This is a genomic window from Aeromonas sp. s5 (assembly GCF_040907865.1).
Classification (GTDB): Bacteria; Pseudomonadota; Gammaproteobacteria; order Enterobacterales; family Aeromonadaceae; genus Aeromonas; species Aeromonas dhakensis.
Map to the genome: position 1 here is coordinate 287,279 of NZ_JBFOCO010000023.1, position 23,610 is coordinate 310,888.

Annotated in this window: 20 protein-coding genes, 2 tRNA genes and 1 other annotated feature; of the genes, 14 read left to right on the top strand and 8 right to left on the bottom strand. The window is 58.9% G+C overall.

Features of this window, described 5'->3' with window-relative positions:
• Positions 1–98 precede the first annotated feature (98 nt).
• Positions 99–172 (top strand) — tRNA-Gly (locus tag AB5Y94_RS14085).
• A gap of 94 nt (positions 173–266) precedes the next feature.
• Positions 267–341: transfer RNA gene (locus tag AB5Y94_RS14090), tRNA-Gly, on the top strand.
• A gap of 144 nt (positions 342–485) precedes the next feature.
• On the opposite strand, the gene arcA is transcribed toward AB5Y94_RS14090, so the two are convergent.
• Positions 486–1,205: a two-component system response regulator ArcA gene (gene arcA, locus AB5Y94_RS14095; RefSeq protein ID WP_010633329.1), complete on the bottom strand. Its 720-nt coding sequence runs from the start codon at positions 1,203–1,205 to the stop codon at positions 486–488.
• A gap of 376 nt (positions 1,206–1,581) precedes the next feature.
• Between arcA and AB5Y94_RS14100 the strand changes: the two genes are divergently transcribed.
• Complete coding sequence (locus tag AB5Y94_RS14100; RefSeq protein WP_368205867.1) at positions 1,582–1,998, top strand: DUF3293 domain-containing protein; 417 nt, start codon at positions 1,582–1,584, stop codon at positions 1,996–1,998.
• A gap of 42 nt (positions 1,999–2,040) precedes the next feature.
• Entirely contained in the window at positions 2,041–2,520 is a 480-nt protein-coding gene (locus tag AB5Y94_RS14105; protein WP_010633331.1) for a putative 4-hydroxy-4-methyl-2-oxoglutarate aldolase, read from the top strand.
• Between the two features lie 5 nt (positions 2,521–2,525).
• Here AB5Y94_RS14105 and AB5Y94_RS14110 read toward each other — a convergent pair whose 3' ends face one another.
• Positions 2,526–3,002, bottom strand: a complete 477-nt coding sequence (locus AB5Y94_RS14110; RefSeq protein WP_368205869.1) for a hypothetical protein — start codon at positions 3,000–3,002, stop codon at positions 2,526–2,528.
• Positions 3,003–3,174: 172 nt separating this feature from the next.
• Here AB5Y94_RS14110 and AB5Y94_RS14115 point away from each other — a divergent pair, with 172 nt between their 5' ends.
• A complete protein-coding gene (locus AB5Y94_RS14115; RefSeq protein WP_010633332.1) occupies positions 3,175–3,573 on the top strand; it encodes an META domain-containing protein in 399 nt (132 codons plus the stop codon).
• Positions 3,574–3,681: 108 nt separating this feature from the next.
• Here the strand turns inward: AB5Y94_RS14115 and aceK are convergent, their stop codons facing one another.
• Entirely contained in the window at positions 3,682–5,409 is a 1,728-nt protein-coding gene (aceK, locus tag AB5Y94_RS14120; protein WP_368205871.1) for a bifunctional isocitrate dehydrogenase kinase/phosphatase, read from the bottom strand.
• A gap of 195 nt (positions 5,410–5,604) precedes the next feature.
• Here aceK and AB5Y94_RS14125 point away from each other — a divergent pair, with 195 nt between their 5' ends.
• From AB5Y94_RS14125 to AB5Y94_RS14150, 6 genes are all read left to right on the top strand, one after another.
• Complete coding sequence (locus AB5Y94_RS14125) at positions 5,605–6,297, top strand: tRNA/rRNA methyltransferase (protein WP_024941289.1); 693 nt, start codon at positions 5,605–5,607, stop codon at positions 6,295–6,297.
• 68 nt (positions 6,298–6,365) lie between these two features.
• Positions 6,366–6,500: a sequence feature (Thr leader region), on the top strand.
• 68 nt (positions 6,501–6,568) lie between these two features.
• Entirely contained in the window at positions 6,569–9,028 is a 2,460-nt protein-coding gene (gene thrA, locus AB5Y94_RS14130) for a bifunctional aspartate kinase/homoserine dehydrogenase I (RefSeq protein WP_368205873.1), read from the top strand.
• 2 nt (positions 9,029–9,030) lie between these two features.
• Positions 9,031–10,011, top strand: a complete 981-nt coding sequence (gene thrB, locus AB5Y94_RS14135) for a homoserine kinase (protein WP_216973173.1) — start codon at positions 9,031–9,033, stop codon at positions 10,009–10,011.
• Positions 10,008–11,282, top strand: a complete 1,275-nt coding sequence (gene thrC / locus AB5Y94_RS14140; protein WP_368205874.1) for a threonine synthase — start codon at positions 10,008–10,010, stop codon at positions 11,280–11,282. The genes thrB and thrC overlap by 4 nt, the downstream gene beginning before the upstream one ends.
• A 109-nt stretch (positions 11,283–11,391) precedes the next feature.
• Positions 11,392–11,808 carry an SgcJ/EcaC family oxidoreductase gene (locus tag AB5Y94_RS14145; RefSeq protein ID WP_124250446.1) on the top strand — a complete coding sequence of 139 codons (417 nt, stop codon included), beginning with the start codon at positions 11,392–11,394 and terminating at the stop codon, positions 11,806–11,808.
• A 322-nt stretch (positions 11,809–12,130) separates the two neighbouring features.
• Positions 12,131–12,379, top strand: a complete 249-nt coding sequence (locus tag AB5Y94_RS14150; protein WP_010633338.1) for a hypothetical protein — start codon at positions 12,131–12,133, stop codon at positions 12,377–12,379.
• Positions 12,380–12,479: 100 nt separating this feature from the next.
• On the opposite strand, the gene AB5Y94_RS14155 is transcribed toward AB5Y94_RS14150, so the two are convergent.
• Positions 12,480–13,382, bottom strand: coding sequence for a hypothetical protein (locus tag AB5Y94_RS14155; RefSeq protein WP_010633339.1), 903 nt, complete (start codon positions 13,380–13,382; stop codon positions 12,480–12,482).
• Between the two features lie 405 nt (positions 13,383–13,787).
• On the opposite strand from AB5Y94_RS14155, the gene AB5Y94_RS14160 reads away from it, so the two are divergent.
• Together AB5Y94_RS14160 and AB5Y94_RS14165 are read left to right on the top strand one after the other, a co-directional pair.
• Entirely contained in the window at positions 13,788–15,383 is a 1,596-nt protein-coding gene (locus tag AB5Y94_RS14160) for an ATP-binding cassette domain-containing protein (protein ID WP_368205877.1), read from the top strand.
• Positions 15,384–15,408: 25 nt separating this feature from the next.
• Positions 15,409–15,534, top strand: coding sequence for a threonine synthase (locus AB5Y94_RS14165; RefSeq protein ID WP_368205879.1), 126 nt, complete (start codon positions 15,409–15,411; stop codon positions 15,532–15,534).
• 304 nt (positions 15,535–15,838) lie between these two features.
• Here AB5Y94_RS14165 and AB5Y94_RS14170 read toward each other — a convergent pair whose 3' ends face one another.
• Together AB5Y94_RS14170 and AB5Y94_RS14175 are read right to left on the bottom strand one after the other, a co-directional pair.
• On the bottom strand, positions 15,839–16,978 hold the full coding sequence (locus AB5Y94_RS14170) for a patatin-like phospholipase family protein (RefSeq protein WP_368205881.1): 1,140 nt from the start codon (positions 16,976–16,978) through the stop codon (positions 15,839–15,841).
• Positions 16,975–18,189, bottom strand: a complete 1,215-nt coding sequence (locus AB5Y94_RS14175; RefSeq protein WP_368205883.1) for a ComEC/Rec2 family competence protein — start codon at positions 18,187–18,189, stop codon at positions 16,975–16,977. The genes AB5Y94_RS14170 and AB5Y94_RS14175 overlap by 4 nt, the downstream gene beginning before the upstream one ends.
• Before the next feature lie 535 nt (positions 18,190–18,724).
• Between AB5Y94_RS14175 and AB5Y94_RS14180 the strand changes: the two genes are divergently transcribed.
• Complete coding sequence (locus AB5Y94_RS14180; protein WP_201883013.1) at positions 18,725–19,105, top strand: hypothetical protein; 381 nt, start codon at positions 18,725–18,727, stop codon at positions 19,103–19,105.
• Between the two features lie 112 nt (positions 19,106–19,217).
• On the opposite strand, the gene AB5Y94_RS14185 is transcribed toward AB5Y94_RS14180, so the two are convergent.
• Positions 19,218–22,472, bottom strand: a complete 3,255-nt coding sequence (locus AB5Y94_RS14185) for a transporter substrate-binding domain-containing protein (protein ID WP_368205885.1) — start codon at positions 22,470–22,472, stop codon at positions 19,218–19,220.
• A 198-nt stretch (positions 22,473–22,670) separates the two neighbouring features.
• Entirely contained in the window at positions 22,671–23,603 is a 933-nt protein-coding gene (locus AB5Y94_RS14190; RefSeq protein WP_201988857.1) for a diguanylate cyclase, read from the bottom strand.
• Positions 23,604–23,610: the final 7 nt, after the last annotated feature.

The window sequence follows — 23,610 nt, forward strand, 5'->3', positions numbered from 1 at the left end:
TGCTGCTCATTAGTTGGTCGAACAGATTGATTTACGGTAAAAAACCGTATCGGGGTGATTGCGCTCGGCGGCAAAATGCATATAGTAGAGGCCCTGACGCGGGTGTAGTTCAATGGTAGAACGGTAGCTTCCCAAGCTGCATACGTGGGTTCGATTCCCATCACCCGCTCCAAATTCCTGATAATGGCCAAAGTCGTTGTCACATCAGCCGAAACGGCTGTCTGTCGTGGGGTTTCCCCATCACACCAAGCAAGTTTTGATGCCAGGCGGGCATCGTATAATGGCTATTACCTCAGCCTTCCAAGCTGATGATGCGGGTTCGATTCCCGCTGCCCGCTCCAGCCTTGATGCAAAAAGCCCACTCCTGCGAGTGGGCTTTTTGTTATCCGTTTCTGGGCGAGGCTCACTGCCTGACCGGCACTCCTGAAAGCAGTTGCAATGAAAAAGGCGCCATCGGCGCCTTTTCAACTCGGGAGGAGGGAGAGTTACTCCTGCTCCAGCTCGCCGCAGAAGCGATAACCTTCGCCGTGGATGGTGGCGATGATCTCGGGGGTGTCGTTGACGCTCTCGAAGTGCTTGCGGATGCGGCGGATGGTGACATCCACGGTACGGTCGTGGGGCTTGAGCTCACGGCCGGTCATCTTCTTGAGCAGCTCGGCACGGGTCTGGATCTGGCCCGGGTTTTCGCAGAAGTGCAGCATGGCGCGGAACTCGGAGCGCGGCAGCTTGAACATGTCGCCAGCCGGGCTGACCAGGGCGCGGCTGTTGATGTCCAGTGCCCAGCCGTTGAACAGGTAACGCTCCACCAGTTTCTTCTCTTCGCCACCGGCGGCCACGTTCATGGTGCGGCTCAGCAGGTTGCGGGCACGGATGGTCAGCTCACGGGGGTTGAACGGCTTGGTGATGTAATCGTCGGCGCCGATTTCCAGACCCAGGATCTTGTCCACTTCGTTGTCGCGACCGGTCAGGAACATCAGGGCGATGTTGTCGTCCTCACGCAGCTCACGAGCCAGCAGCAGGCCATTCTTGCCCGGCAGGTTGATGTCCATGATCACCAGGTTGATGGTGTGGGCAGTCAGGGCCTGATGCATCTCGTCGCCATTGTTGGCTTCGAGCACGATATAGCCCTCTGCCTCGAAGATGCTTTTCAGGGTATTGCGAGTGACCAGTTCGTCTTCGACGATCAGAATGTGTGGTGTTTGCATGAGTATTCCCAGATTCTTATCAGTTAATTATCTAAATTTTAACACTCTTTGGCGTTACCCGACCGGTCCTGAAAATTAATTACGTCATCCTGGGTATGAATATCAGGTCGGATTATCGCGAATTTGGCATCAGCGTTGGCAAACATCCCTGTGCCACACATAGGCTCTCAATAAGTCTGATCGAGAGAAGCCTGGAAAGGTAGTCCATTACAAAAGTGGCTGCATTTTATCAGTTAACAGGCGCATAACAACACTCTTTGCCGTCAGATAGCAACTTTTTAACTCTGGTTTGATATAGGTCAAACCCTGAGTTCACAGCATGATACTTGGGGTTGCCCCCATTTTCGCCCCTATAAAATGTAATGGAATGTAACATGTGGTTGACATGAATTTGTGGGAAAACTACAGAAAAATCTGCTTTATTGCACCCTTTTCGACGCCGAAATGGCCTGCCTACGCCATAGTGACGGCCTGGAATCCGGCCAGTCGCCAGCTGGGAATGCGTCGCAATACCCGCCGTCAGCGGGCCCTGTGGCGGGCCATTGCAGCCATGCCTGGCTGGCAGGTGATGGGACCTTGCCGGGGCAGTTCGCTGGATGAAACATGGCAGGAGTCGTCGCTGCTGCTGGCCTGCCCGCGCAGCGAGGCTATCCAACTGGCAGCCCGTTTTGGTCAGAATGCCATCTACTGGGTGGAACAGGGGGAGCTCTGGCTGCTGCCGGTGTTGCTGACGGAGGAGCCACACCATCTGGGCAGAATTGAATCCCACTGGATTGTCAGGGGCTCTGCTTGATGAAAGAATGAGCGAATTCATGTCCATGGAAGGAGACTTATGATGCTGGATCTACTGCCCGATCTCTGTGACGAGTACGGCGATGCCCTGCAGGTGGCGGAGCCGCTGTTTCAAAATTTCGGTGGCAAGGCGCTGTTTCACGGCCAGGCGGTCACTCTCTCCTGTTATGAGGACAACAGCCTGGTACGGGAGCTGGTCAACCGGCCCGGACAGGGGCGGGTGATGGTGATCGATGGCGGTGGCTCCCTGCGCCGTGCCTTGCTCGGCGATCAGCTGGCGATCAAGGCGGCGGAGCAGGGCTGGGAAGGAATCGTGATCTACGGTGCCGTGCGCGACGTGGGCACGCTGGCGACGCTGGCGCTGGGGGTCAAGGCATTGGCACCCTGCCCGGTCAAGACCGAGAAGCGGGGGCTGGGTGAGCTGGATGCGGTGGTGTCGTTTGCCGGGGTGACCATACATCCGGGTGACTACGTCTACGCCGATCTCAACGGCGTGCTGGTGAGCGCCACCCGGCTTATCTGATCTCGCTAGAAGTTGAAGCCGACCCCGACGCTGAGGGATTGTTCGGTGCGAAAGGCGCTGACGCCGTAGTTGGCGGTGATGGCCAGTTGCGGGGTCAGCAGCAGGCTGGTGTTGAGCTCCAACAAGGTGCTGGGCTTGTTCACCTCCAGCTGTTTGAGCTGGCTGCCGATGTTGAGCATGGGGGAGAGCTGGTAGCGCACCCCCGAGCTCAGGTTGTAGCCGGATTGCTCGCTGCTGGGGCCGATGGCCGGGCCTGCTTCCATGTAGAGGCTGACGCCATCGTGCAGCGGATATTGATAGCCGGTATTGATGAGCCAGAGATCGAAACTGTCGTTGTGATGAGACTGACTGCCGAGCAGCACGCCTGAGTAGCTTTTGACGTAGAGCTGGCTGTCTGTATCGTTCTTGAGGAAATCCCAGTCGGCGGCCTGGGCGGTGAGGCTGAGGCATGAGACGAGTGCGATGACGGATGATTTGACCATTCTTTTCCCCTCCCTGGGTCCGGAACAGGAATACAAGCATGGCACATGCCAGCTGTTAGTAAAGGGAACCCCGATCACAATAAAACAGTTTTGATTTGCTCTGGTCTCATGATACACAGGCCCCCATCATCCTGTTTCTTCCACTATTTCGCTGATATCGAGAGGTGAATCCATGAACAAGAAACTGACTCTGCTGGCCGCGCTGGCCCTGGGGGGCTGCGCCATGGCCACTGGTTCCAAACTGACGCAACTGCAAGCCTCCACCTGGCAACTGCAAGGGGCGAGCGGCGACACCTTTACCCTGCAAGTCGCCGGAGACAAGGTGGCGGGCAAAGGTGGCTGCAACCGCTATTTCGGCAGCATCACCCAGCAGGGTGACGGCGTACTGGCGCTGGGCCCCATGGGCTCGACCCGCATGATGTGCATGGGCGAGCTGGCCGGCAAGGAGATGCTCTACCTGCAGACGCTGGAGAAAGTGGCGAGCTTCCAGATCAGCGGCCAGCAGCTGGTGCTGAGCGACGCCAACAAGGCGGCACTGCTCACCTTTGACGCCATGCCTGCCGCCAAGTAACTGACGTTTTTGTCAGAGGCTGTCGTAGCGCGCAGCCGGATGCAGAAAGGGACGCCATGGCGTCCCTTTTGCTATTTGCACTCCCTTTTGCAACGGGGCGTGGATCGATTAGCCGCCGCGCTGGAACTTGAAACGCTTCTTGCGCCGGTAGGGATAGACATCCTCGAACACCCCTTCCTTGATGTTGCTCTGCAGCATCTTCCAGTAGTTGGCGTCGAACATCTCCTTGTGCAGCGCCAGCATGATCTCGCGCACCTGCGGCTTTTGCAGCAGGAAGGTGGCGAACTCCTCGGGGAAGATGTCGTTGGGGGCCACCGAATACCAGGGCTCGGCGCTCCATTCGTCCTCGGGATAGCGTGGTGGCGGGATCTGGCGGAAGTTGCACTCCGTCATGTAGCAGATCTCGTCATAGTCGTAGAACACCACCCGGCCGTGGCGGGTGACACCGAAGTTCTTGAACAGCATGTCCCCCGGGAAGATGTTGGCCGCCGCCAGCTGCTTGATGGCGTTGCCGTACTCCTCCAGCGCGAGCCGGGTCTGCTGCTCGTCCGCCTTGTCCAGATAGAGGTTGAGCGGGATCATCTTGCGCTCTGTGTAGAGGTGCTTGATCACCAGCTTGTCGGCGGTGATGGTGAGCGCCGAGGGGGCCACCGCCTTGAGTTCGGCCAGCAGCTCCGGCGAGATGCGATCGAGGGGAAACTCGAAGTTGGTGAACTCCTGGGTATCGGCCATGCGGCCCACCCGGTCGTGCTGCTTTACCAGCCGGTACTTCGCCTTCACCTGCTCGTGACTCACGTCCTTGGGGGGCGTGAACTCATCTTTTATCACCTTGAACACCACGTCGTAGGAGGGGAGGGTGAACACGCTCATCACCATCCCCTTGATGCCCGGCGCGATGATGAACTGCTCGCGACTCTGGGCCAGATGGTGCTGATAGTGGCGATAGAGCTCTGTCTTGCCGTGCTTCTGGCAGCCGATGGCGTTGTAGATCTCGTAGTCCGGCTTGTGGGGCATGATCTGGCGCAAGAAGGCGACGAACAGCGCCGGCACCGGGGCATAGACCATGAAGTAGGCGCGGGCGAAGCCGAACACGATGGAGGCGAGATCCGGCTCGAAGATGACGGTATCCACATAGATGCTCTGGCCGGTGCTGAGCAGGGGCAGGATGAAGGGAAAGACCTGCTCCCTTGCCCGGATCAGCCCCACCAGATAGGCCCCCTTGTTGCGGTAGAAGACCTCTCTCAATAGTTCGATGGCGAAAGGCTCATCGTGCAGAATATGCGGACCGTTCTCGGCAAGATGACGATGGATATCGACAATATCCCGCTGTTTGTCCTCATAGGGCAGGGTGAAGCTGTAATCCCCCAAGAGCTGGCTCAGGGTCTGCGGCAGGTGGGCGAGATCGGTGCGGTAGATGCGCAGCAATGCGCTCAGATCGGGCTTGTCACCGCGGCTGACGAAGGGGTGGATGTAGAGGTTCTCGTCGCGGATGTTGCGATGGCGAAAGATGCGGCGGTAGACGGAGTTGAAGAAGGACTCCGCCACCTCGAAGTTCTCGCACTTGGGCAGCAGGTCGCTGAAGGCCCCCTTGACCCGCTTGAGCAGCTCCTGGGTGGCGTGGTGTTCTCCCATCATCTGGCGGATGGAGCCGGCCGTCGCCCCCACGTGGTGATCATAGAGGCGGATGCGCTCGCGCCCCGCCAGCTGCACCCCCAGCCAGTCGCAGTTTTCAAAACGGCTCTTGCTGCCCTGGGTGATTTCGAGAAACCGGCTGTAAAACGACTCGAAGCGTTGCAGAATCGTCTCGGCGACGGCCTGTTCCAATGGCTGCTGCATCTCTCTCTTCCTTGTGATCTGTCGGGCCGATGGCGCCTGGGATTGGCTGCAATTTGTCCACATTCCTGGCCACTATGGCAACATTCAAACGTCTGTTCAAGTGGCAATTTTCGGGTGAAAACGGTAGATTGCGCCCCTGTTTTGCCGACGTTCCGCTGTGGTTTGCACGTTCGGCCCTGCCCAGGAGAAGACCCGATGAAACTCTATTTTGTGCTGGTGGCCCCCGCCCGCCCTGCCAACGTGGGCGCAGCCGCCCGCGCCATGAAAACCATGGGCTTTGATGCCATGCGACTGGTGGCCAGCCGGGTGCACGAAGAGGAGGAGGCGAGTTGGGTGGCCCACGGTGCGCAGGAGATCCTGACCCAGGCCGAGGCGTTCGACACCCTGGAGGAGGCGCTGGCCGACATGGATCTGGTGGTGGCCACCACAGCCCGCCAGCGCGGCCGCTATCAGCACTACCTCACTCCGGCCGAGATCCGCGACCAGATCAAGGCCAAGCCTTCCCTTGGCAAGGTCGCCATCGTGTTTGGCTGCGAGGAGTCGGGGCTCTCCAACGAGCAGCTGGCCCAGGTCGACCTCATCAGCTATCTGCCGCTCAAGGTGAGCTACCCGTCCCTGAACCTGGGCCAGGCGATCATGCTGTACGCCTACGAGCTGAGCCAGTTGCTCGATGAGCCCGAGGTGCTAGCAGAAAATATTGATAACGCCGGACAGGTTCGGGTGCTGAAAAGCAAAACAGCAGAAATTCTTGGTGATCTCGGTGTTTCGCAGGATGAAAAACTGCATCAATGGGTGATGGACCGAGTGCCCATGCTGCCGCAGCGGGATTTGAACATGCTCCATCTGCTCTGCAAAGACCTTGCCCGCAAACTTGGCAAAGAGGTTTAGGTTGACAGCCCGGCGCCCGGCGCGGTATTGCTAAAAGCCAGCTTCGTTCAAGAGTGTTCGTCATGCAGTTATTCACCAGCGTCACCACCACCACCATTATTACCGGTACCACCACAGGTGGCACTGGGGCCGGTTGATGCGCTGACGAACAAGCACAGAAATCAGAAAAAGGCCCGTACCCACCCAGTACGGGCCTTTTTTGTTGGGTTGTTTTCAGACAGTTTTCAGACCGATTAGCGGATCAATTTGCAGGGAATACAGGGAGATAGCGATGAGAGTGTTGAAGTTTGGCGGGTCGTCACTGGCCGATGCAGAGCGTTTTTTACGGGTCGCCGATATCGCGGTGAATACCCACGGCCAATCCCAGGTTGCCCTGGTGCTGTCGGCACCGGCCAAGGTGACCAACCATCTGGTGGCGCTGGTGGAGCAGACCAGCCGCGGCATGGATGCCAGCAGCACCCTGTTCGAGATTAACGGTATCTTCTCCCGTCTGCTGGCCGGCTTGAAGGCAGCCTATCCGGCGCTGGATGACAAGGCGCTGCAGGCCCGTCTCACCAGCGAACTGGATCAGGTGGAGCGGCTGATGCAGGGCATCCGCCTGCTGGGGCTCTGCCCGGACAACGTGCAGGCCCGCATCCTGAGCCGGGGCGAGAACCTCTCCATCGCCTTCATGCACGAACTGCTGCGGGTGCGCGGCCTCGAGCTGGATATCATAGTACCGGAGCAGCTGCTGGTGACCGACGGCGGCTATCTGGAGGCTCACGTCGACATCGAAGCCTCCCGCCTGCGCTTCGCCGCCAAGGGCCTGCGCTCCGATTGCCTTTACCTGATGCCGGGCTTTACCGGTGGCAGCGACAAGGGTGAGACCGTGCTGCTGGGCCGTAACGGCTCCGACTACTCCGCCGCCGTGCTGGCCGCCTGCGTGGATGCCGAGTGCTGCGAGATCTGGACCGACGTGGAAGGCTGCTACAACTGCGACCCGCGCCTGGTGCCGGATGCCTATCTGCTCAAAACCCTCTCCTACAAGGAGGCGATGGAGCTCTCCTATTTCGGCGCCAAGGTGCTGCACCCGAAGACCATCGCGCCGGTGGCCCAGTTCCACATTCCCTGCCTCATCAAGAACAGCTTCAACCCCCAGGGTCCGGGCACCCTCATCGGGGTCGACCAGGGGGATGATGACCTGAAAGTGAAGGCCATCTCGGATCTTTCCGGCATGTGCATGTTCAACGTCTCCGGCCCCGGCATGAAGGGTATGGTGGGCATGGCCGGCCGCATCTTCTCCGCCGTCTCCCGCGCCGGGGTCAGCATCGTCCTCATCACCCAGTCATCCTCCGAATACAGCGTCAGCTTCTGTATCCACAGCTATGACTGCGACAAGACCCGCAAGGTACTGGAGCGCGAGTTCGAGCTGGAGTTCAAGAACCAGCTGCTGGATCCGCTGGAGATCATGCAGGATCTGGCGATCATCTCCCTCATCGGTGACGGCATGCGCACCTCCAAGGGAATGGCAGCCCGCTTCTTCACCTCGCTGGCTCAGGCCTCCATCAACATCGTTGCCATCGCCCAGGGGTCGAGCGAGCGCTCCATCTCGGCGGTGGTGCGGGATCGCAAGGTGGCGGAGGCCATCAAGGCCTGCCACCAGAACTTCTTCGGCAGCCAACAGTTCATCGACTTGTTCGTGGTCGGCGTCGGCGGTGTCGGAGCAGCCCTGGTGGATCAGATTGCCCGCCAGCAGCCGGTATTGGCCGAGCAGGGCACTGGCCTGCGGGTAGTGGGCATCGCCAACAGCCGCCAGATGGCGGTCAACAAGGATGGCCTGAACCTCGCCAACTGGCGTGAACAGCTGGTGGAAGCCCGTGACAGCTTCAGCCTGGAGGCGGTGAAGAAGCTGGTGGAAGAGAGCCACCTCATCAACCCGGTGATCGTCGATTGCACTTCCAGCGAGGCCATCGCCGTCCAGTACGCCGACTTCCTCGCCGCCGGTTTCCACGTGGTCACCCCGAACAAGAAGGCCAATACCGGGTCGCTCGATTACTACAAGGCGCTGCGCCGCACCGCCCGCCAGACTCGCCGCAAGTTCCTGTACGAAACCAACGTGGGCGCCGGCCTGCCGGTCATCGAGAACCTGCAGAACCTGATCAAGGCCGGCGACAAGCTGCGCGCCTTCGATGGCGTGCTGTCCGGTTCACTCTCCTTTATCTTCGGCAAGCTGGACGAGGGGATGGCCTTTTCCGACGCCACCAAGATTGCCCGTGGCAACGGCTTTACCGAGCCGGATCCGCGCGACGATCTCAACGGCATGGACGTGGCCCGCAAGCTGCTCATTCTGGCCCGCGAGGCCGGCATGGCGCTGGAGCTCTCCGATGTCGAGGTTGAGCAGGCCCTGCCGCCCGGCTTTGACGTCAGCGGCGACGTGGAAGCCTTTATGGCCCGCCTGCCGGAGGCTGACGGCTGGTTCCGCGACCAGTTTGCGGCCGCCCAGCGTGACGGTAAGGTGCTGCGCTACGTGGGTTCCATCGAGGGTGGCAAGTGCAAGGTCGCCATCAAGGCGGTCGGCGCCGACGAGCCGCTGTTCAAGGTCAAAGACGGGGAGAACGCGCTCGCCTTCTTCTCTACCTACTACCAGCCGATCCCGCTGGTACTGCGCGGCTATGGCGCCGGTACCGAAGTGACCGCCGCGGGCGTCTTTGCCGACGTGCTGCGCACCCAGAACTGGAAGCAGGAGTTGTAAGCATGAGTTCAGACATGTACCAGAGCGGCAGCGTGGTGGCCTATGCTCCCGCCTCCAGCGCCAACCTGAGCGTGGGATTCGATGTACTGGGGGCGGCGCTCGCCCCCGTGGATGGCTCTCTGCTCGGGGATCGCGTCCAGGTCAAGGCAGCCGATGTGCCGTTTGCCCTCTCAGCCGTGGGCCGCTACGCCCACAAGTTGCCGGCTGACCCGAAAAAGAACATCCTCCATGACTGCTGGCTCGCCTATGGCGAGGCGCTGGAGAAGCGCGGCCTTGGTCTCAAGCCGCTCGAAATGGTGCTGGAGAAGAACCTGCCGGTGGGCTCGGGTCTGGGTTCCAGCGCCTGCAGCGTGGTGGCGGCACTCGAAGGCCTCAACGCCTTTCACGGCGCCCCCCTCAATGAACACGAATTGCTGCTGCTGATGGGGGAGATGGAGGGCAAGATCTCCGGCTCCGTCCATTACGACAACGTCGCCCCCTGCTATCTGGGCGGCATGCAGCTGGTGCTGGAAGAGCACGGCGTCATCAGCCAGGGTATTCCGGTGTTTGACGAGTGGTACTGGGTGGTCTGCTACCCGGGCACAGTGGTCTCCACCGCTGCCGCCCGCGCCATTCTGCCGGCCCAGTATCGCCGCCAGGATTGCCTCACCTATGGCCGCCGGCTGGCCGCCTTCGTGCACGCCAGCTACACCGGGCAGGAGGGGCTGGCGGCGAGTGTACTCAAAGACGTGATTGCCGAGCCCTACCGCGCGGCGCTCATTGAAGGCTTTAACGAGGTGCGAGCCCAGGCCGCCCAGAACGGGGCGCTGGCCACCGGCATCTCGGGCTCCGGTCCCAGCGTGTTCGTGGTGATGAAGGATCTGGCCCAGGCCGAGCGCATGAAAGATTGGATGGATGCACATTTCGTGCAGAACGAAGATGGATTTGCCCGGGTTTGCAAACTCGACATGGCCGGGGCACGGGTAACAGGAAGCGAGCTATGAATCTTTACAATATCAAGGACAAGAGTGAACAGGTGAGCTTCGCCCAGGCGGTGCGCCAGGGTCTGGGTCGCGAGCAGGGTCTGTTCTTCCCCGAGCAGCTTGAGCCGTTGGCCGATGTGGATGCCCTGCTGGATCTGCCGCTGGTGGAGCGCTCCGCCCGCATCCTCAGCCACCTGCTGGGGGACGAAGTGCCCGCGCCTCAGGTACACGAGCTGGTCAAGGCCGCCTTCACCTTCCCGGCGCCGCTGGTGAAACTCAAAGATGGCACTTATGCCCTCGAACTGTTCCACGGCCCGACTCTGGCGTTCAAGGACTTCGGCGGCCGCTTTATGGCCCAGTGCCTTGCGGCGTTTAGAACCAACGACAAGATCACCATCTTGACCGCCACCTCCGGCGACACCGGCGCCGCCGTGGCCCACGCCTTCTACGGGCTGGAGGGGATCGAGGTGGTGATCCTCTACCCCAAGGGCAAGATCAGCCCGCTGCAGGAGGCGCTGTTCTGCACCTTGGGGGGCAACATCCGCACCATCGCCATCGACGGCGACTTCGATGCCTGCCAGGCGCTGGTGAAGCAGTCCTTCGATGACGAGGAGCTGAAAAAGGCCATTGGTCTGAACTCCGCCAACTCCATCAACATCAGCCGCTTGCTGGCCCAGGTTTGCTACTACTTCGAGGCGGTGGCCCAACTGCCGAAAGCCGATCGTGCCAAGGCAGTCATCAGCGTGCCGTCCGGCAACTTTGGCAACCTCACCGCAGGCTTAATCGCCAAGGCGCTGGGGCTGCCGGTGAAGCGCTTTATCGCCGCCACCAACGCCAACGATACCGTGCCGCGCTACCTGAAAACCGGTCAGTGGGATCCGCACCAGACGGTCGCTACCTTGTCGAACGCCATGGATGTGAGCCGCCCCAACAACTGGCCGCGAGTAGAAGAGCTGTGCCGTCGCAAAGGCTGGGCGCTGGAGACCCTGGGGTCAGGCATGCGTGACGATGCCCAGACTCGCGATGCGTTGCAGCGCCTGCACCAGCTGGATTACCTGTGCGAACCCCACGGCGCCATCGCCTGGGATCTGTTGGGCGAACAGCTGGCTGAGGACGAGGTGGGGGTGTTCCTCTGCACCGCCCATCCGGCCAAGTTCAAGGAGTCGGTAGACGAGATCCTGGGGCTGGACGTGCCGCTGCCCGGGCCCCTTGCCAAGCACGCCGCGCTGCCGCTCTTGTCCCACAATCTGCCGGCGGAGTTTGCCCCGCTAAGGGCCTTCCTGCTCGGTTAAGTTGATTGCCAATCCCCCGACCTCGGGGGATTTTTCTATCCGTTGTTTTCTATACCGTTGCTTTCTATCCATGACAGGGCGGGCAAGCCGCCTCCTATAAGGAGTGAAGATGAATCAGCATCCCCTTCGAACTCTTATCGAGACCTGCGATGCGGCCATCTCCCGGCGCGACTTCGACGCCCTGATGGCCTTCTACGCCGAGGACGCCACCCTGGTGGTCAAGCCCGGCATGGTGGTGCGCGGCATTCCCGCCATCCGCGGCGCCTTCACTGCCATCTCGGATTACTTTCAGGGACAGCTCAAGGTGAAACAGGGCGCCATGGAGGTGATCGAGGGGGCCGACAATGCGCTGGTGATCATGGAGACCCGGCTCAATTACCCCGATGGCCAGGGGAGCTTGACTGAGGAAACCCGCCGCGCCACCTATGTGTTTCGCAAAGAAACCGATGGGCAGTGGCGCTGCACCATAGACAACTCCTACGGCACAGCGCTGCTGGCCGCGGTGGATCCCGCGCCTTCTGCCTGAACGCTCTCTGGGGCTATCCCAGAGTGGGGGCTGCTACAAGCCCCCGAATGGCAGGCAATCAACAAGCTGCTGATATAGAAACACTTGTCAGAGGTTGCTGTGGTGCGGCGCCGGTTTGATGCAGGTTTTCTCCGCCATAGTGGCGGCGCGCAGAAGAATAAAAATCGTGGGAAAAAGCCGCCGATGGGGAATCCCTTGACCAGCCGCTCGGTGGCTGTTAATCAGGGTGCTGCATGAAGCCATCATGGACGAACAAGGCCGGCACCCTGCTCAGGGTTGGCGGCCGATGGCCGGATAATAACGGATCAGGGAGCAAACCATCATGTGGCCGTACCGAAGAGTCGTAACGCAATCCCTTAAGACCCCTCTGGTGATCGCCAGGGTGCTGGTTTATATCGCACTGTTAATCTTGTTGCCGCTGCCCTTGAGCATCTTCTCGGATTCTCTGGTCGGTGGCGCAATTGTTGTTCCTTACGCCGTCTCTGTGCTGCCTGTCAGCGTCGGGTTGATCATCATCTCCGGCTTTATGGCCATCCTGATCGCCAGGGTGGAGGCGCTCAAGAACCGCTGATAGCGAGCACCGGCGCAGACAGTTGCCCGCCAAACAGGATAAACAGGAAACAAAAATCCCCCGAGCGCGGGGGATTTTTATTGCTTCGATAGCGTGCTGCTTAATTGGCTTTGCCAATCACCTGAGGGCTCGCTTCGCAGAAGTCGTAACCGTCGCAGTACTGCACCTGATAGACATACTCCTTGCCCGGGATCAGAGGATTCTGGTCGCCATTGATGTCGATATAGCGATCGTCGTTGATACCGAGTTTGGCCAGCTCGACAAATTTCTGATCTTGCGGCTTGTCGAGTTTCTCGGCGCGGGAGATGCGGGTGTATTTAAGCTGACGGGTCGTGATGGCGCTGTTGTCGACATTGCTCCAGGCGAGCTGGACTTCGCTGACCAGATCATTGCTGGCCTTGATCCCGGCAGGCTGGTTGAATCTTGGGTACTGCACCTTGATGGTGGAGCTGGCGATGCGCAGTCTAAGGCTGGTCAATGAGTCGAAGGAGGCAATGTTGCTGCCGCACAGCGAGAGATATTTCGGCATCGCTTTGTCATATTTCGGCTGATCCTGTCCGTCATAGAAATGCATCGAGAGCTGGGTATCGCCGCTGGAGTAAGAGGTCGCCCGTTCGATGTTCTTGCGCTGGGACAACATGAAGTTGTCGGGTGATCTGCCGGCCCCGACGGAGAGGGTCATAAAGGTATAAGAGTCGCTGGTGGAGGGCTGATAGAGATTATTGGTGCCCCGCAGGGAGTAGCTGCGATATTTCGGGTCCGAATACATGTAGGAGTAAAGATCCATGGTACCGGCAGAGACGCCTCCTTCCGCATTGACGCCAGTGTCATTGAAGTTGTGTCCGAACAGCAGGGTCGCGCCTTGCGGGGTATTGAGGCGATACATCTGGCAGCCATCGATGATCCGCTGGTATTCCAGTGTGGCGAAGTGGTGGGCAATGGTCTGTTCGGCCATGGCAGGTGCAGCCAGCATGGTCAGAGCGGCGAAGAAAGCGCGTTTCATATTGTCGAGTCCCGAATAAAAAAGAGCGCACAGTCTAGATCAACTCAGTCATCAATTGTGCTCCATATGGGTATTGAATTGCCTCTCTTGACTGGTTTTCATACGAGGCTTTTTGTGGGTGAAAATTCAGCGGCATAGCTGCGTGAACCCGGTCATGGCGGTTGACCTGCCCGCACTCACCGGGTTAGCCTCTTGGCTCCTTTGATATATGAGTACTTCCTCCGATGCGCATTTAACCTGTCCGCACCCCGCTGTTGATTCCTCTCCCGCCAGGGAGAACGGGTGCGTCTTACCGTGACAGGTTGATGCTGATTCCTTGTTTGTTTTCCCACTTGTGGACACGTGTCCCTGTCATTTGGCTTGGCTCTTGGCCTGCGGCTCCCGCATTGGCCCACAGGAGTTCAGATGACCCATATCGCATGTCATATCAATGCCTTGCAGCTGCCCTTCGGCGCCTGCACTGTGCCCCTTACCTTCACTTTGCCCGCTGCGGGCTGCACCCTGATCGGCCGCAACGGCATCGGCAAGAGCCTGCTGCTCGCACTGCTGGCAGGCCAGCGCCGCGCGGCTTCTGGCAAGATTGAGTGGTTGACCCCCATCAGCTGGTTGTCCCAGTTTGCACCGGCTCAAGCTTATGACGGCGCAGCCAGTGTGGTCGACCTTGTCGGCTGGGGCGAGCCGCTGCGGGCCCTTGAGCGCATCGAGCAGGGGAGCTGCGCCCTGGACGATTTCGAGCTGCTGGCTGATCGCTGGCACCTGCGCCGCGATCTTGCCGACCTGCTGGCAGAGGCGGGCCTCAGACTCGATGCCCATGCCCCGGTCAGCACCCTGAGCGGCGGCCAGCTCACCCGCTTGCGCCTGCTGGCACTGTTTGCGAGATCTGCTCACTTTCTGCTGCTCGATGAGCCGGACAACCACCTGGATGCCAGTGGCATCGCGTGGCTGAGCCAGCGATTGGCCAGCCACAGTGGTGGTTATCTGCTGGTAAGTCACGACCGGCGCCTGCTCAATCAAGGGAGCCAGATACTGGAGCTGAGCGAGCAGGGGCTGCAGAGTGCCAGCCTCTCGTTTGAGGCATTTCTGGCGCAGCAGGCCGAGCTGCAGGCTGCCCGCAGCGCCCGGCTGGTGCAGGCGGAGCTCCGGGAAAAGGCGGCGGCGCGCAGCGTGCAAAAGGTGCGTGAGCAGGCGGCCAGACGGGCCAGTCAGGGGCGGCGCGAGCGCGGCTCCCAGGCCAAGATTCTGCTCGATTTCAAAGCGGATCAGGCGGGCAAATCCCTTGGCAAGGTGCTGGATCGCCACGAGCGGGGCCACAGTGCCCAGCTGGAGGCGCGCGCCGAGGCGGCGGCCGCGCTGGCGGCGGTGCAGCCGCTTGTCATGCAGTGGCCAGCGGAAAGCGATCGCAAGGGGGCGGCCCAGCCGCTGGTGATCACGGCGGCGCGCCACACACGCTGGCATGGTCAGCAGGTAGATCTGGTGCTGCAGCGGGGGGCTCGCTGTCTCTTGGCCGGTCGCAACGGCAGCGGCAAGTCGAGCCTGCTGCAGATGCTGCGCGGCGAGCTGGCGCCCGAGGCGGGGAGCTTTCGCATCAATGGCCGGATGGCGTGTCTTGATCAGGGGCTCAGCCTGATTGCGCTAGACCTCAGCCCGCTCGCCAACCTACTGGCAGTGGCACCGACACTCTGCGAGAGCGACGCAAGAACCCGGCTGGCGGGCATAGCGCTGCGCGGTGATCGCGCCCTGGCGCCCTGCCATGGGCTGAGCGGTGGCGAGCGGCTAAAACTGGGCCTCTTGATGGTGCTGGCGCAACGGCCCGATTTGTTGCTGCTGGACGAACCGGACAACCATCTGGATCACCCCTCGCGCCAGCTGCTCACTCAGGTGCTGGCCGACTATCCGGGCACCCTGCTGCTGGTCTCCCACGATCCCGAGTTTGTGGCCGGGGTGGGGGTTGAAAGGGAGTATTGGTTGGAGAGAGAGAAACAGATGCTGACAAACGTATAAGCCTCTACACAAATTCAAGGAGTCGGTGGGCGAGATCCCGGGGCTGGATATGCCGTTGCCCGGCCCGCTCGCCAAGCAGGCCGTGCTGCCGCTGCTCTCTCATAATCTGCCTGCGGAGTTTGCCCGGTTAAGGGCGTTTTTGGTGGGTTAAGCCGCTGAGCTGAGATAACTGATAGAAATAAAAAATCCCCCGATAACGGGGGATTTTTATTTTTCTTTTTGGACGAATGTCGATGAGGGAATCATCGACGATCTATGTTCATGGTCTCTTTATTTGGGCGAGCGCTTTGCTCTCGAAGGGGGAAAAGCCCCGCCGCAGTTCGCTGGTCATCCCTGTTTCGCGCTCTGGCACTATGGCGTCGTCTCGGCGCATCAGCGGGGTAACCAATACAGTGCCCTATTGTGATTGAGATGTCAGAGCGCCGATCTGGTGGCCGCTATGCTCTAATTCACAGTCAAAAAGGAAATTTTGATTCAACAGCCCGATGTCTGTTGTAGCTTAATAGTGCTGCATCACAGAGAGCATAGGCATAGTTGCAAATGTCTTTATTCGTCTTTAGCTTAAAGGGGCTTAGTTGGGTGCTTAAAGATTTACATTGAGATAAGTGTAATAAACGTGACTCTGGTTTAATTATATGCTCCACATTATATTTTCTTATGTCAGTATCAATGCCCCAATATATGCCATTATAACAACCAGGGGTGTTATAGTTACTGATTAACCAACGTTTTCTTAATGCGCGCTGTTGTTGGATAATTATATCGGTTACCCTTAGTTGTTGAAGGATAATACAGTTTTGAAATTTTCTCATAAATTTGTTATTGAACTGTGGAATTGAGAATGGGGCTCCTGCATCAGCTACAAAAACAGATTTATATTCTTGTTGATCTTTTGTTTTCCATAGAGCTTCGATTCCTAAGTTATCGTATAATCCGCCATCAACAAGCCTCATGTTCTGTCTGAGATATAAAAGTTTATCTTGGTCTCTTATCTGGCTATATGTAGAGTCTTGCCATTCCATATTAGGGTTTTTAATGACATATGGTGACATGAACGGGGGGAATGAACTAGATATGGCAACTGCTGACGAGAGTTTTAATCCATGTTTTGTCGCTGTACCTAACTGGTAATCTCTAATGCTGTCTCTAGTTAATCTAACACTAGCTCCAGTATCATAGTTTGTGCCATAAAAAATAAATTCAGTCTCGTTTGTTATGTGCTCTAATTTTGAATCATTAAATAAGTATTTATTATAGTAATCTTCTAGGGCATAGCATGGCCTCTTTAATGTCAAAATACTTCTAGTAATTGCTTTAATATCTATTGAACGTTCGCAGAAGGTCATTAGTGGTTCTACGAAAACCTCAAAAAAATTGTCGGCGTAATACAGTCCATGTTTTGTTTGATGTGGAATGAAATTAAGCTTATCCCAAACTAAAGATAGGTATCCAATAGCTATTGCCCCTCCTGACACACTTGTAAATGTGTCAAAAGTTTTAAGGAGACCTTCTTCGTTAATTCTAATTAGTGAGCCCACAGCAAATAATGTAGCCCTGAAACCACCACCCGAAAATGCTATACCTCTTTCTTTCATGACTTTTTAACCTTAACCTGAATATGTTTGGCGCATATTTTCTTCCCTGTTTTTGTTGTGACTTCACATAAAAGAGTGTGTATCCCTTCATAAGCCGTTTTATTTCTATAAATATGCGAATTGCCTTTTTGTCCTTCGTACATATCGTGGTGTCGATCTGGTTTTTTTGAGTTGTTTTGAACAGTCCATTTATATACTAAGTCACCATGCTCTTGAGGTTTGTTAATGATGCTTGCCGTAAATTTTATATCCACGCCTGTTGAATATGGAATTAAGGGGAGGGATTGGGGGTCATTAGATATCTGCAGCTTTGCATCAGACGTACTATGTTGGATGCTTTTAAGCATGTTTTCAGTCATTATGGTATAAGACCCATTCCTACTTTGCAAACATATTGTCCCAACATCCTTAGTCTGAAATACAGAGCTTGCATTGATAGATTCTTTTTTATATATCTCCAAGGCTTTTCTATCTGGGTGCCCATGGCGATTAGCTTTCCCAGCGGAAATTATAGTTATGTCGGGGCTTATTTTTTCCATGCCAAGAGTATATGGGTTTCCATCATTACTCGCTGTTGGAAAGAAAAAAGTATTGGAACCATGATGGCTTGCTGACAATATGTCTGACTTTAAAAGGTTGGGTTTGCCTTTGATATCAGAATAATTTTCAACTATATAATCCCGCCACGACTCCATACTGGAGTCACCAGTAAACATTATGCTTGTTTTATCATCCTCTAACTTAAACACCAAGCATTGATCATGAATATCTCTTTCTGTTGGTCTTTCATCTGATAGGAATGCTCTCGTGGGTGAAAATACACTTATTTTTGCAGAGCCAATATGGAATTCATTATAGGCTGTGAGCTTATGGTTTTTGTTAGGTGCCTTTCTAATAAAGGCAAGCATATCCATATAGTGCTTAGGTTTTTCATTATCTGGTACGAATAATCTGTGACCTGATTCATATATAGCATTTACGGTAAAGTGTTCGTCAATTAGACCAATTCCTTTTATATGGTCTTCGTGTGGGTGTGTAATGAAAACAGCATCGAGGATATTTTCATCTAGTTCATTATTTTTTAATGTTTCTTTTATAATACTGATTGAATCACTATCGCTATAATTGCAATCAATCAGTATGGATTTATTATCTGAAGTTATAACTAATGTTGAATCACCTTGCGAAACATCCAAAAAATAAGCCTTCATAACTAATCCTGTTGGTCTAAAAAATCCGGGATAAGTACCTTTCTGAGCAAGACGTTATCCAATGAAAACCCACGCTACTGCCTATGGATTACAGCATTCCAAAATGCTCCATTAACCGGAGAGGGTAGCAACCCATCGCCAATGAATAGGCACCGGATGGCTATGTTAAGCCAATCGAATCTGGTCTCACCAGTCAAAAAATGACGTAACTATCAGGAATATCTGTGTTTTATGCGCTGGCTCAAGAAATCGACATTGTCGGAAACAGGATTCCCATGGCCCTTGATTTTATTGGCTTGGAGAGCGTGGCGGGGAAGAAAGGAGCAAGCTGACTGTTGAGGAAGGGCTGGCCGGGGAGAATCCCGCTTAGCCAATCGGCGCTATAGTGCGGGCTATGGTGCCCTGTGCTCCGTGGCCCTGGCTGGCAAGGCGGGGGATCTGCGGCAACAATCAGCTGTTGTCATCACAGTTACTTGCAATCAGATCATCATGCAAACAGGTCACCATGCCAACACATCACAATAAGGAACGTCATATGAAGCGTATTGCCATCCTGTTCGGCCTGCTCTGCGGCAGCGTGTTGCTGACCAATCCAGTCTTTGCCAACGACGCAGCCCAGTTGCAGTGCGAGGCGCAGGCCGCGGCCAAAAAACTGGCGGGCGCCGCCAAGACCAGCTTTGTCGGCAAGTGCGTGAAAGATGCCGCCGGCGCTGTGAGCGGCGAGTGCGAGAAAGCCGCGGCTGACAAGAAGCTGGCCGGTGCGGCCAAGAACAGCTTTATCCAGAAGTGCGTGAAGACGGGCGCGGCGATGGATCCGGCGGCCAAGTGCGAGAAGGCGGCGGTCGACAAGAAGCTGGCGGGCGCGGCCAAGAACAGCTTTGTCCAGAAGTGCGTGAAGGATAGCGCCGCCAAGTAAGGGGTTTCCTTATCCGGTGTGTTTGCGGGGGGCCTGATGGCCCCCCACGCTTTTTGGGCGTTATCACTGAGCGGGTGACGGGGCGCAGAACCTGGCCAACTGGCCCGGATCATCAGAGTTGGGGCTGAGCGCTGGCGCTGCTCTGCTCGAGGGTTGAGAGGGCAGTGCGCAGCCGGGTCAGGCCGATGGGTTTGTAGAGGCAGTCGTCCATGCCGGCGGCCAGGCAGAGTTCCCGCTCGCGCGCTGTGGCGTGGGCGGTGAAGCCCCAGATAGGCTGGGTGTGGCCGCGGGCGCGCAGGCGGTGGGTGAGCTCGAAGCCATCCATCAGCGGCATCTGGCAGTCGGTGATGACGAGATCGAAGTCCTGGCTCTGGCTGGCCTGCAGCGCCTCGGCACCGTTGCCGCGCACGCACACCTCGTGGCCCAGGTGCTTGAGCTGCTGGCGCAGCAGCACCTGGTTGGCGTGGTTGTCGTCCACCACCAGCACCCGCAGCCGGGTTGGCGCAACCGGCCGGGGGGAGGGCACAAGCAGTGGCCCGGCCGGCGGCGAAGCGGCGTCGAGGGGCTCGAGGGGGGCGGCCAGCGGGGTGAGCGGCAGCCGGATCCTGAGCTCGGTGCCGCTGCCAAGCTCGCTGCTGACCGCTATCTTGCCCCCCATCAACTGGCACAGCATGCGGGCGATATTGAGACCAAGGCCGGTGCCGGCGAACTGGTACGGATCGTGGGCGCGGTAGAAGGGGCTGAACAGCCCGGGCAGCTTGTCGGGGGCGATGCCCACCCCGCTGTCGCGGATGATGAGGTGCAGCAGCGGCTGCTCCGTGCTCCCCGTGAGGCTGGCCTGCAGGCTCACCTCCCCCCGCTCGGTGAACTTGATGGCGTTGCCGAGCAGGTTGAAGACGATCTGGCGCAGGCGCAGCGGGTCGATGAGCACCCGCGGCAGGGGGGGCAGCTCGACCCGGTAGCCAAGCCCCTTCTGCTGGGCCATCCCCTTGCAGGCGCGGGCCACCGAGTGGAGCAGGGGCGCCAGCTCGCACGGCTCGGGGGCGAGGGTCAGCTGGCCCGCTTCGATGCTGGAGATGTCCAGCACGTCGCCGATGAGATCGAGCAGGCCGTTGGCGGATTCGGAGGCGATGCGCAGCTGCTCGTCGGTGTGGCGGGCGAGGGCGGGATCCTGGCTCGCCAGCTCCAGCATGCCGAGAATGGCGTTCATGGGGGTGCGGATCTCGTGGCTCATGGTGGCCAGAAAGTCGCTCTTGGCCCGGCTGGCGCGGTCGGCCTGCTCCTTGGCGCGGCGCAGCGCCTCCTCCATGGTCTTGCGTTCGGTGATGTCTATCCAGCCGTTGATCACCCCGCTGATGGCACCGCGGTAGTCAAAGTAGGGCACCATCCAGTGGTAGACGAACTGGCGCGGGCCGCGCTGGCTGAAGATGCGATCCGACAGTATGGGGCTGCCGCTTCGCAGCACCTGCTGAAAATCCTGCTCCAGGGCGGCGATGGCCTCGGCGCCGAGCAGCCCCTTGAGCCCCTCGGCAAACGAGGTGCCGAGCACCCGCTCGATGGGGGCGTTGAGGGTGGCCAGGTACTTGCTGTTGCAGAGGATCACCTTGCCCCCCTTGTCGCGCACCACTATGGGGTGGGGCAGGCTCTCGCCGAGCGCCTCGATGAAGCGCACGTGCTCCTCCAACTGGCGGCGGGAGGCCTGCTCCGAGCGGGCCAGCCGGTTGAGCATGCGGTTGCGGTAAAACAGCAGCAGGGCGACGGCGCACAGCCCCGCCAGCAGCAGGTAGAAATAGGGGGCGTTGCGCTCCATGAAGGTGGGGGCCGGCAGTTTGCGGTTGCGCCACTGGTAACTCATCATCGCCAGCTCGTTGGGAGCGATGGAGAGGATGGTCTTGTCGATGATGTCCATCAGCATCCGGTTGGCGGAGAGGCCGGCAAAACCCATCCGGATGGGCTGGTCGTCGGCGGGGCCGGCGATGCGGATCTGCTGAAGCCGCCCCCCCTCCACCGCGTGCTGGGCAAAATAGAGCGGCACGATGGCGGCATCGAGACGTCCCTCGTTGACCGCCTCCATCGCCTCGTCGGCGCTCTCCAGAAAGCTCACCTGGCTGTCGCCAAGCCCTTTGGCGATGGGGTTGTAGATGGTGCTGCCCACCCGCTTGCCGGCGAGCTGTGCCAGATCGCCGCTTAAGGCATCCCCCTTGCGGGCCACCAGCACATAGATGTCGTCGGTGGCGTAGGGCAGGGAGGGACGCAGCCGGTAACCCTCGGCCACCGGGCGGGAGATGGCGCCGATGAGATCCAGCGCCCCCCTGAGCAGGGCCTCCTTGCGCGCCTGCTCCGAGCCGTAACTGACGAACTCGAAGCGCAGGCCGGAGCGCTTGCTGATCTTCTCCAGCATCTCCACCGACATGCCGGTGAGCTGGTTGTCGTAGTCGCGCACCCCGTAGGGGTAGAGGTCGTCCATCAGCCACACCTTCACCGGGCCGGCGCTGGCGAGCCAGGCGCGCTCCTCGCGGCTGTAGAGATCGCCGGGGCGCTCGATGATGTCGCGGATGGGGCCGTTCCACTGGTTGAAGATGAGGCTGCGGGTGACGTCGCTTACCCCCTCCAGGGTCTGGTCGAGCAGGGCCAGCAAGCCGGGGTGAGCGGCCGACACCGCGAAGCGAAAGCCGTCTGCCGCGATGGCGGGCTGCGCCTGGCTGCGCTGGCGGATCTTGTCGAAGCGCTCGCTGTTGAGGTAGTGCAGGGAGTGGGGGTCGCTTAGCAGCAGCGGCTCGTGGCCGAAGAAGACCGCATCGAAGGCTGCCACGTTGGAGGGGTAATTGACCAGTACCAGGTCCGGGTAGTAGCGCTTGAAGGCGGCTTCGTTCACGTAGCCTCGCACGGTGGCGACCCGCTGGCCCGGCAGCAGCAGCGGCCCCTGTTCGGCGGCGAGGGCCGAGAAGACGGGGGCACTGCTGAAATAGCGCCGGCTGAGGGCGATGCCCGCCTGTTCGGAGGTGCCGAGGTTGAGGTTGCCGAGGTTGACGAGGTCGAGATCCCCGGCCCGCAGCGCCGCCAGCGCGCTGCGCGAGTCGTTGAATGCCCGCAGTTTCACCGGTTTTTGCAGCGCCCTGGCCAGGATGTCGAGGTAGTCGGCGGCGATCCCCTCGAAGTGATCATCGGGCCCGATCATGGCGAACGGGCGATAGTCGTGGCGCAGCACCCCGACCCGCAGCGTCGTCATTTCGGCGAGCCAGGGCTGGTCAGCCGTGCTGGCGGGCGCCGGGGGGCTTTGCAGGTAGGGGCGACTGTGCAGGGTGAGCGCCTGGGCGCAGAGGGGCAGCAGCAGGCAGAGCAGCAGCAGGGGTCGGATCAGGTTCATTGCCAGATTGTGCCCCTCCCGCCGGTTGGATGGTGATCGAAAGCGGCGATTCTACCGAAGAGCGGCGCACAATGAACCTTTAATCAGCAGTTTGTCAGTGCAAACGGCAAGGCCGCAGGCGGGACGGGACTCGCCAGCGGCCTGCTAACTGCCCGCCCTGACTCCTGTTTCGGAGAGGGGGCAGGCACGGCAGAGGACTCATCCCCCCTCGCCATCGGCGGCGACTCTGGCCCGTCCTGCCTCTTTGGCCCGGTAGAGCTGGCGGTCGGCCGCCTCCAGCAGCTGTTGCGGCGTGCCGGTCTGGCTGGGGATGGCACAGACCACGCCAAGGGAGATGGTTACCACCCTGGCCACCTCTGAGGCGAGGTGCTCGATGGCCAGCTCGCGCACGGCGCTGCACATGCTGTCGGCGAGATGGACGGCGCTGGCCAGGGGGGTGTTGGGCAGCACGCAGGCAAACTCCTCACCGCCGTAGCGGGCCACCAGATCGTGCGGCCTGCCCAGCCGCTCGGCCAGCACGGCGGCGATGGCCTGCAGGCAGTGATCGCCGGCCTGATGGCCATAGCGGTCGTTGTAGCGCTTGAAATAATCGACATCGAGCATGATGAGGGAGAGGGGGGTGTTGTCCCGGCAACCCTGGCGCCACTGCCGCGTCAGCTCATCATCGAACTGGCGCCGGTTCGGTATGCCGGTGAGGCCGTCGAGCATGGCCAGGTTGCGCAGCAAGTCCCCCTGCAGCTTGAGGGTGATGTGGGTCTTCACCCTGGCCCTGACGATGTTGGGGCTGATGGGCTTGCTGATGAAATCCACCGCGCCGAGGGCCAGGCCGTACTCTTCGTCCGTCTCCTCCTGCTGGGCCGTGACGAAGATGACGGGAATATCCCGGGTGTCGGGATCCGCTTTGAGTTGCTGGCAGACTTCGTGGCCACTCATGCCGTCCATGATGACGTCCAGCAAGACAAGGTCGGGCAGCAGGCTGCGGCAGAGGGCAAGTGCCTGCTCCCCGCTGGTGGCCATGAAGATCTCGCACTCTTCGCGAAAGAGCTGGTGCAGCAGCCTGATGTTGATCGCCTGATCATCGACGATCAGCAGTTTGGGGCGACGGTTGGTGGGCAGGTTCCAGGGGACCATCTTGGGC

Excerpts from the sequence above, each read along its gene's own strand:
- thrA (WP_368205873.1), top strand. The coding sequence starts at position 6,569 with ATGAGAGTGTTGAAGTTTGGCGGGTCGTCACTGGCCGATGCAGAGCGT.
- thrB (WP_216973173.1), top strand. The coding sequence starts at position 9,031 with ATGAGTTCAGACATGTACCAGAGCGGCAGCGTGGTGGCCTATGCTCCC.
- arcA (WP_010633329.1), bottom strand. The coding sequence starts at position 1,205 with ATGCAAACACCACACATTCTGATCGTCGAAGACGAACTGGTCACTCGC.
- AB5Y94_RS14170 (WP_368205881.1), bottom strand. The coding sequence starts at position 16,978 with ATGAAAGAAAGAGGTATAGCATTTTCGGGTGGTGGTTTCAGGGCTACA.
- aceK (WP_368205871.1), bottom strand. The coding sequence starts at position 5,409 with ATGCAGCAGCCATTGGAACAGGCCGTCGCCGAGACGATTCTGCAACGC.
- AB5Y94_RS14145 (WP_124250446.1), top strand. The coding sequence starts at position 11,392 with ATGAATCAGCATCCCCTTCGAACTCTTATCGAGACCTGCGATGCGGCC.
- AB5Y94_RS14180 (WP_201883013.1), top strand. The coding sequence starts at position 18,725 with ATGAAGCGTATTGCCATCCTGTTCGGCCTGCTCTGCGGCAGCGTGTTG.
- AB5Y94_RS14190 (WP_201988857.1), bottom strand. The coding sequence starts at position 23,603 with ATGGTCCCCTGGAACCTGCCCACCAACCGTCGCCCCAAACTGCTGATC.
- AB5Y94_RS14175 (WP_368205883.1), bottom strand. The coding sequence starts at position 18,189 with ATGAAGGCTTATTTTTTGGATGTTTCGCAAGGTGATTCAACATTAGTT.
- AB5Y94_RS14115 (WP_010633332.1), top strand. The coding sequence starts at position 3,175 with ATGAACAAGAAACTGACTCTGCTGGCCGCGCTGGCCCTGGGGGGCTGC.
- AB5Y94_RS14160 (WP_368205877.1), top strand. The coding sequence starts at position 13,788 with ATGACCCATATCGCATGTCATATCAATGCCTTGCAGCTGCCCTTCGGC.
- AB5Y94_RS14150 (WP_010633338.1), top strand. The coding sequence starts at position 12,131 with ATGTGGCCGTACCGAAGAGTCGTAACGCAATCCCTTAAGACCCCTCTG.
- thrC (WP_368205874.1), top strand. The coding sequence starts at position 10,008 with ATGAATCTTTACAATATCAAGGACAAGAGTGAACAGGTGAGCTTCGCC.
- AB5Y94_RS14110 (WP_368205869.1), bottom strand. The coding sequence starts at position 3,002 with ATGGTCAAATCATCCGTCATCGCACTCGTCTCATGCCTCAGCCTCACC.
- AB5Y94_RS14125 (WP_024941289.1), top strand. The coding sequence starts at position 5,605 with ATGAAACTCTATTTTGTGCTGGTGGCCCCCGCCCGCCCTGCCAACGTG.
- AB5Y94_RS14155 (WP_010633339.1), bottom strand. The coding sequence starts at position 13,382 with ATGAAACGCGCTTTCTTCGCCGCTCTGACCATGCTGGCTGCACCTGCC.
- AB5Y94_RS14185 (WP_368205885.1), bottom strand. The coding sequence starts at position 22,472 with ATGAACCTGATCCGACCCCTGCTGCTGCTCTGCCTGCTGCTGCCCCTC.
- AB5Y94_RS14105 (WP_010633331.1), top strand. The coding sequence starts at position 2,041 with ATGCTGGATCTACTGCCCGATCTCTGTGACGAGTACGGCGATGCCCTG.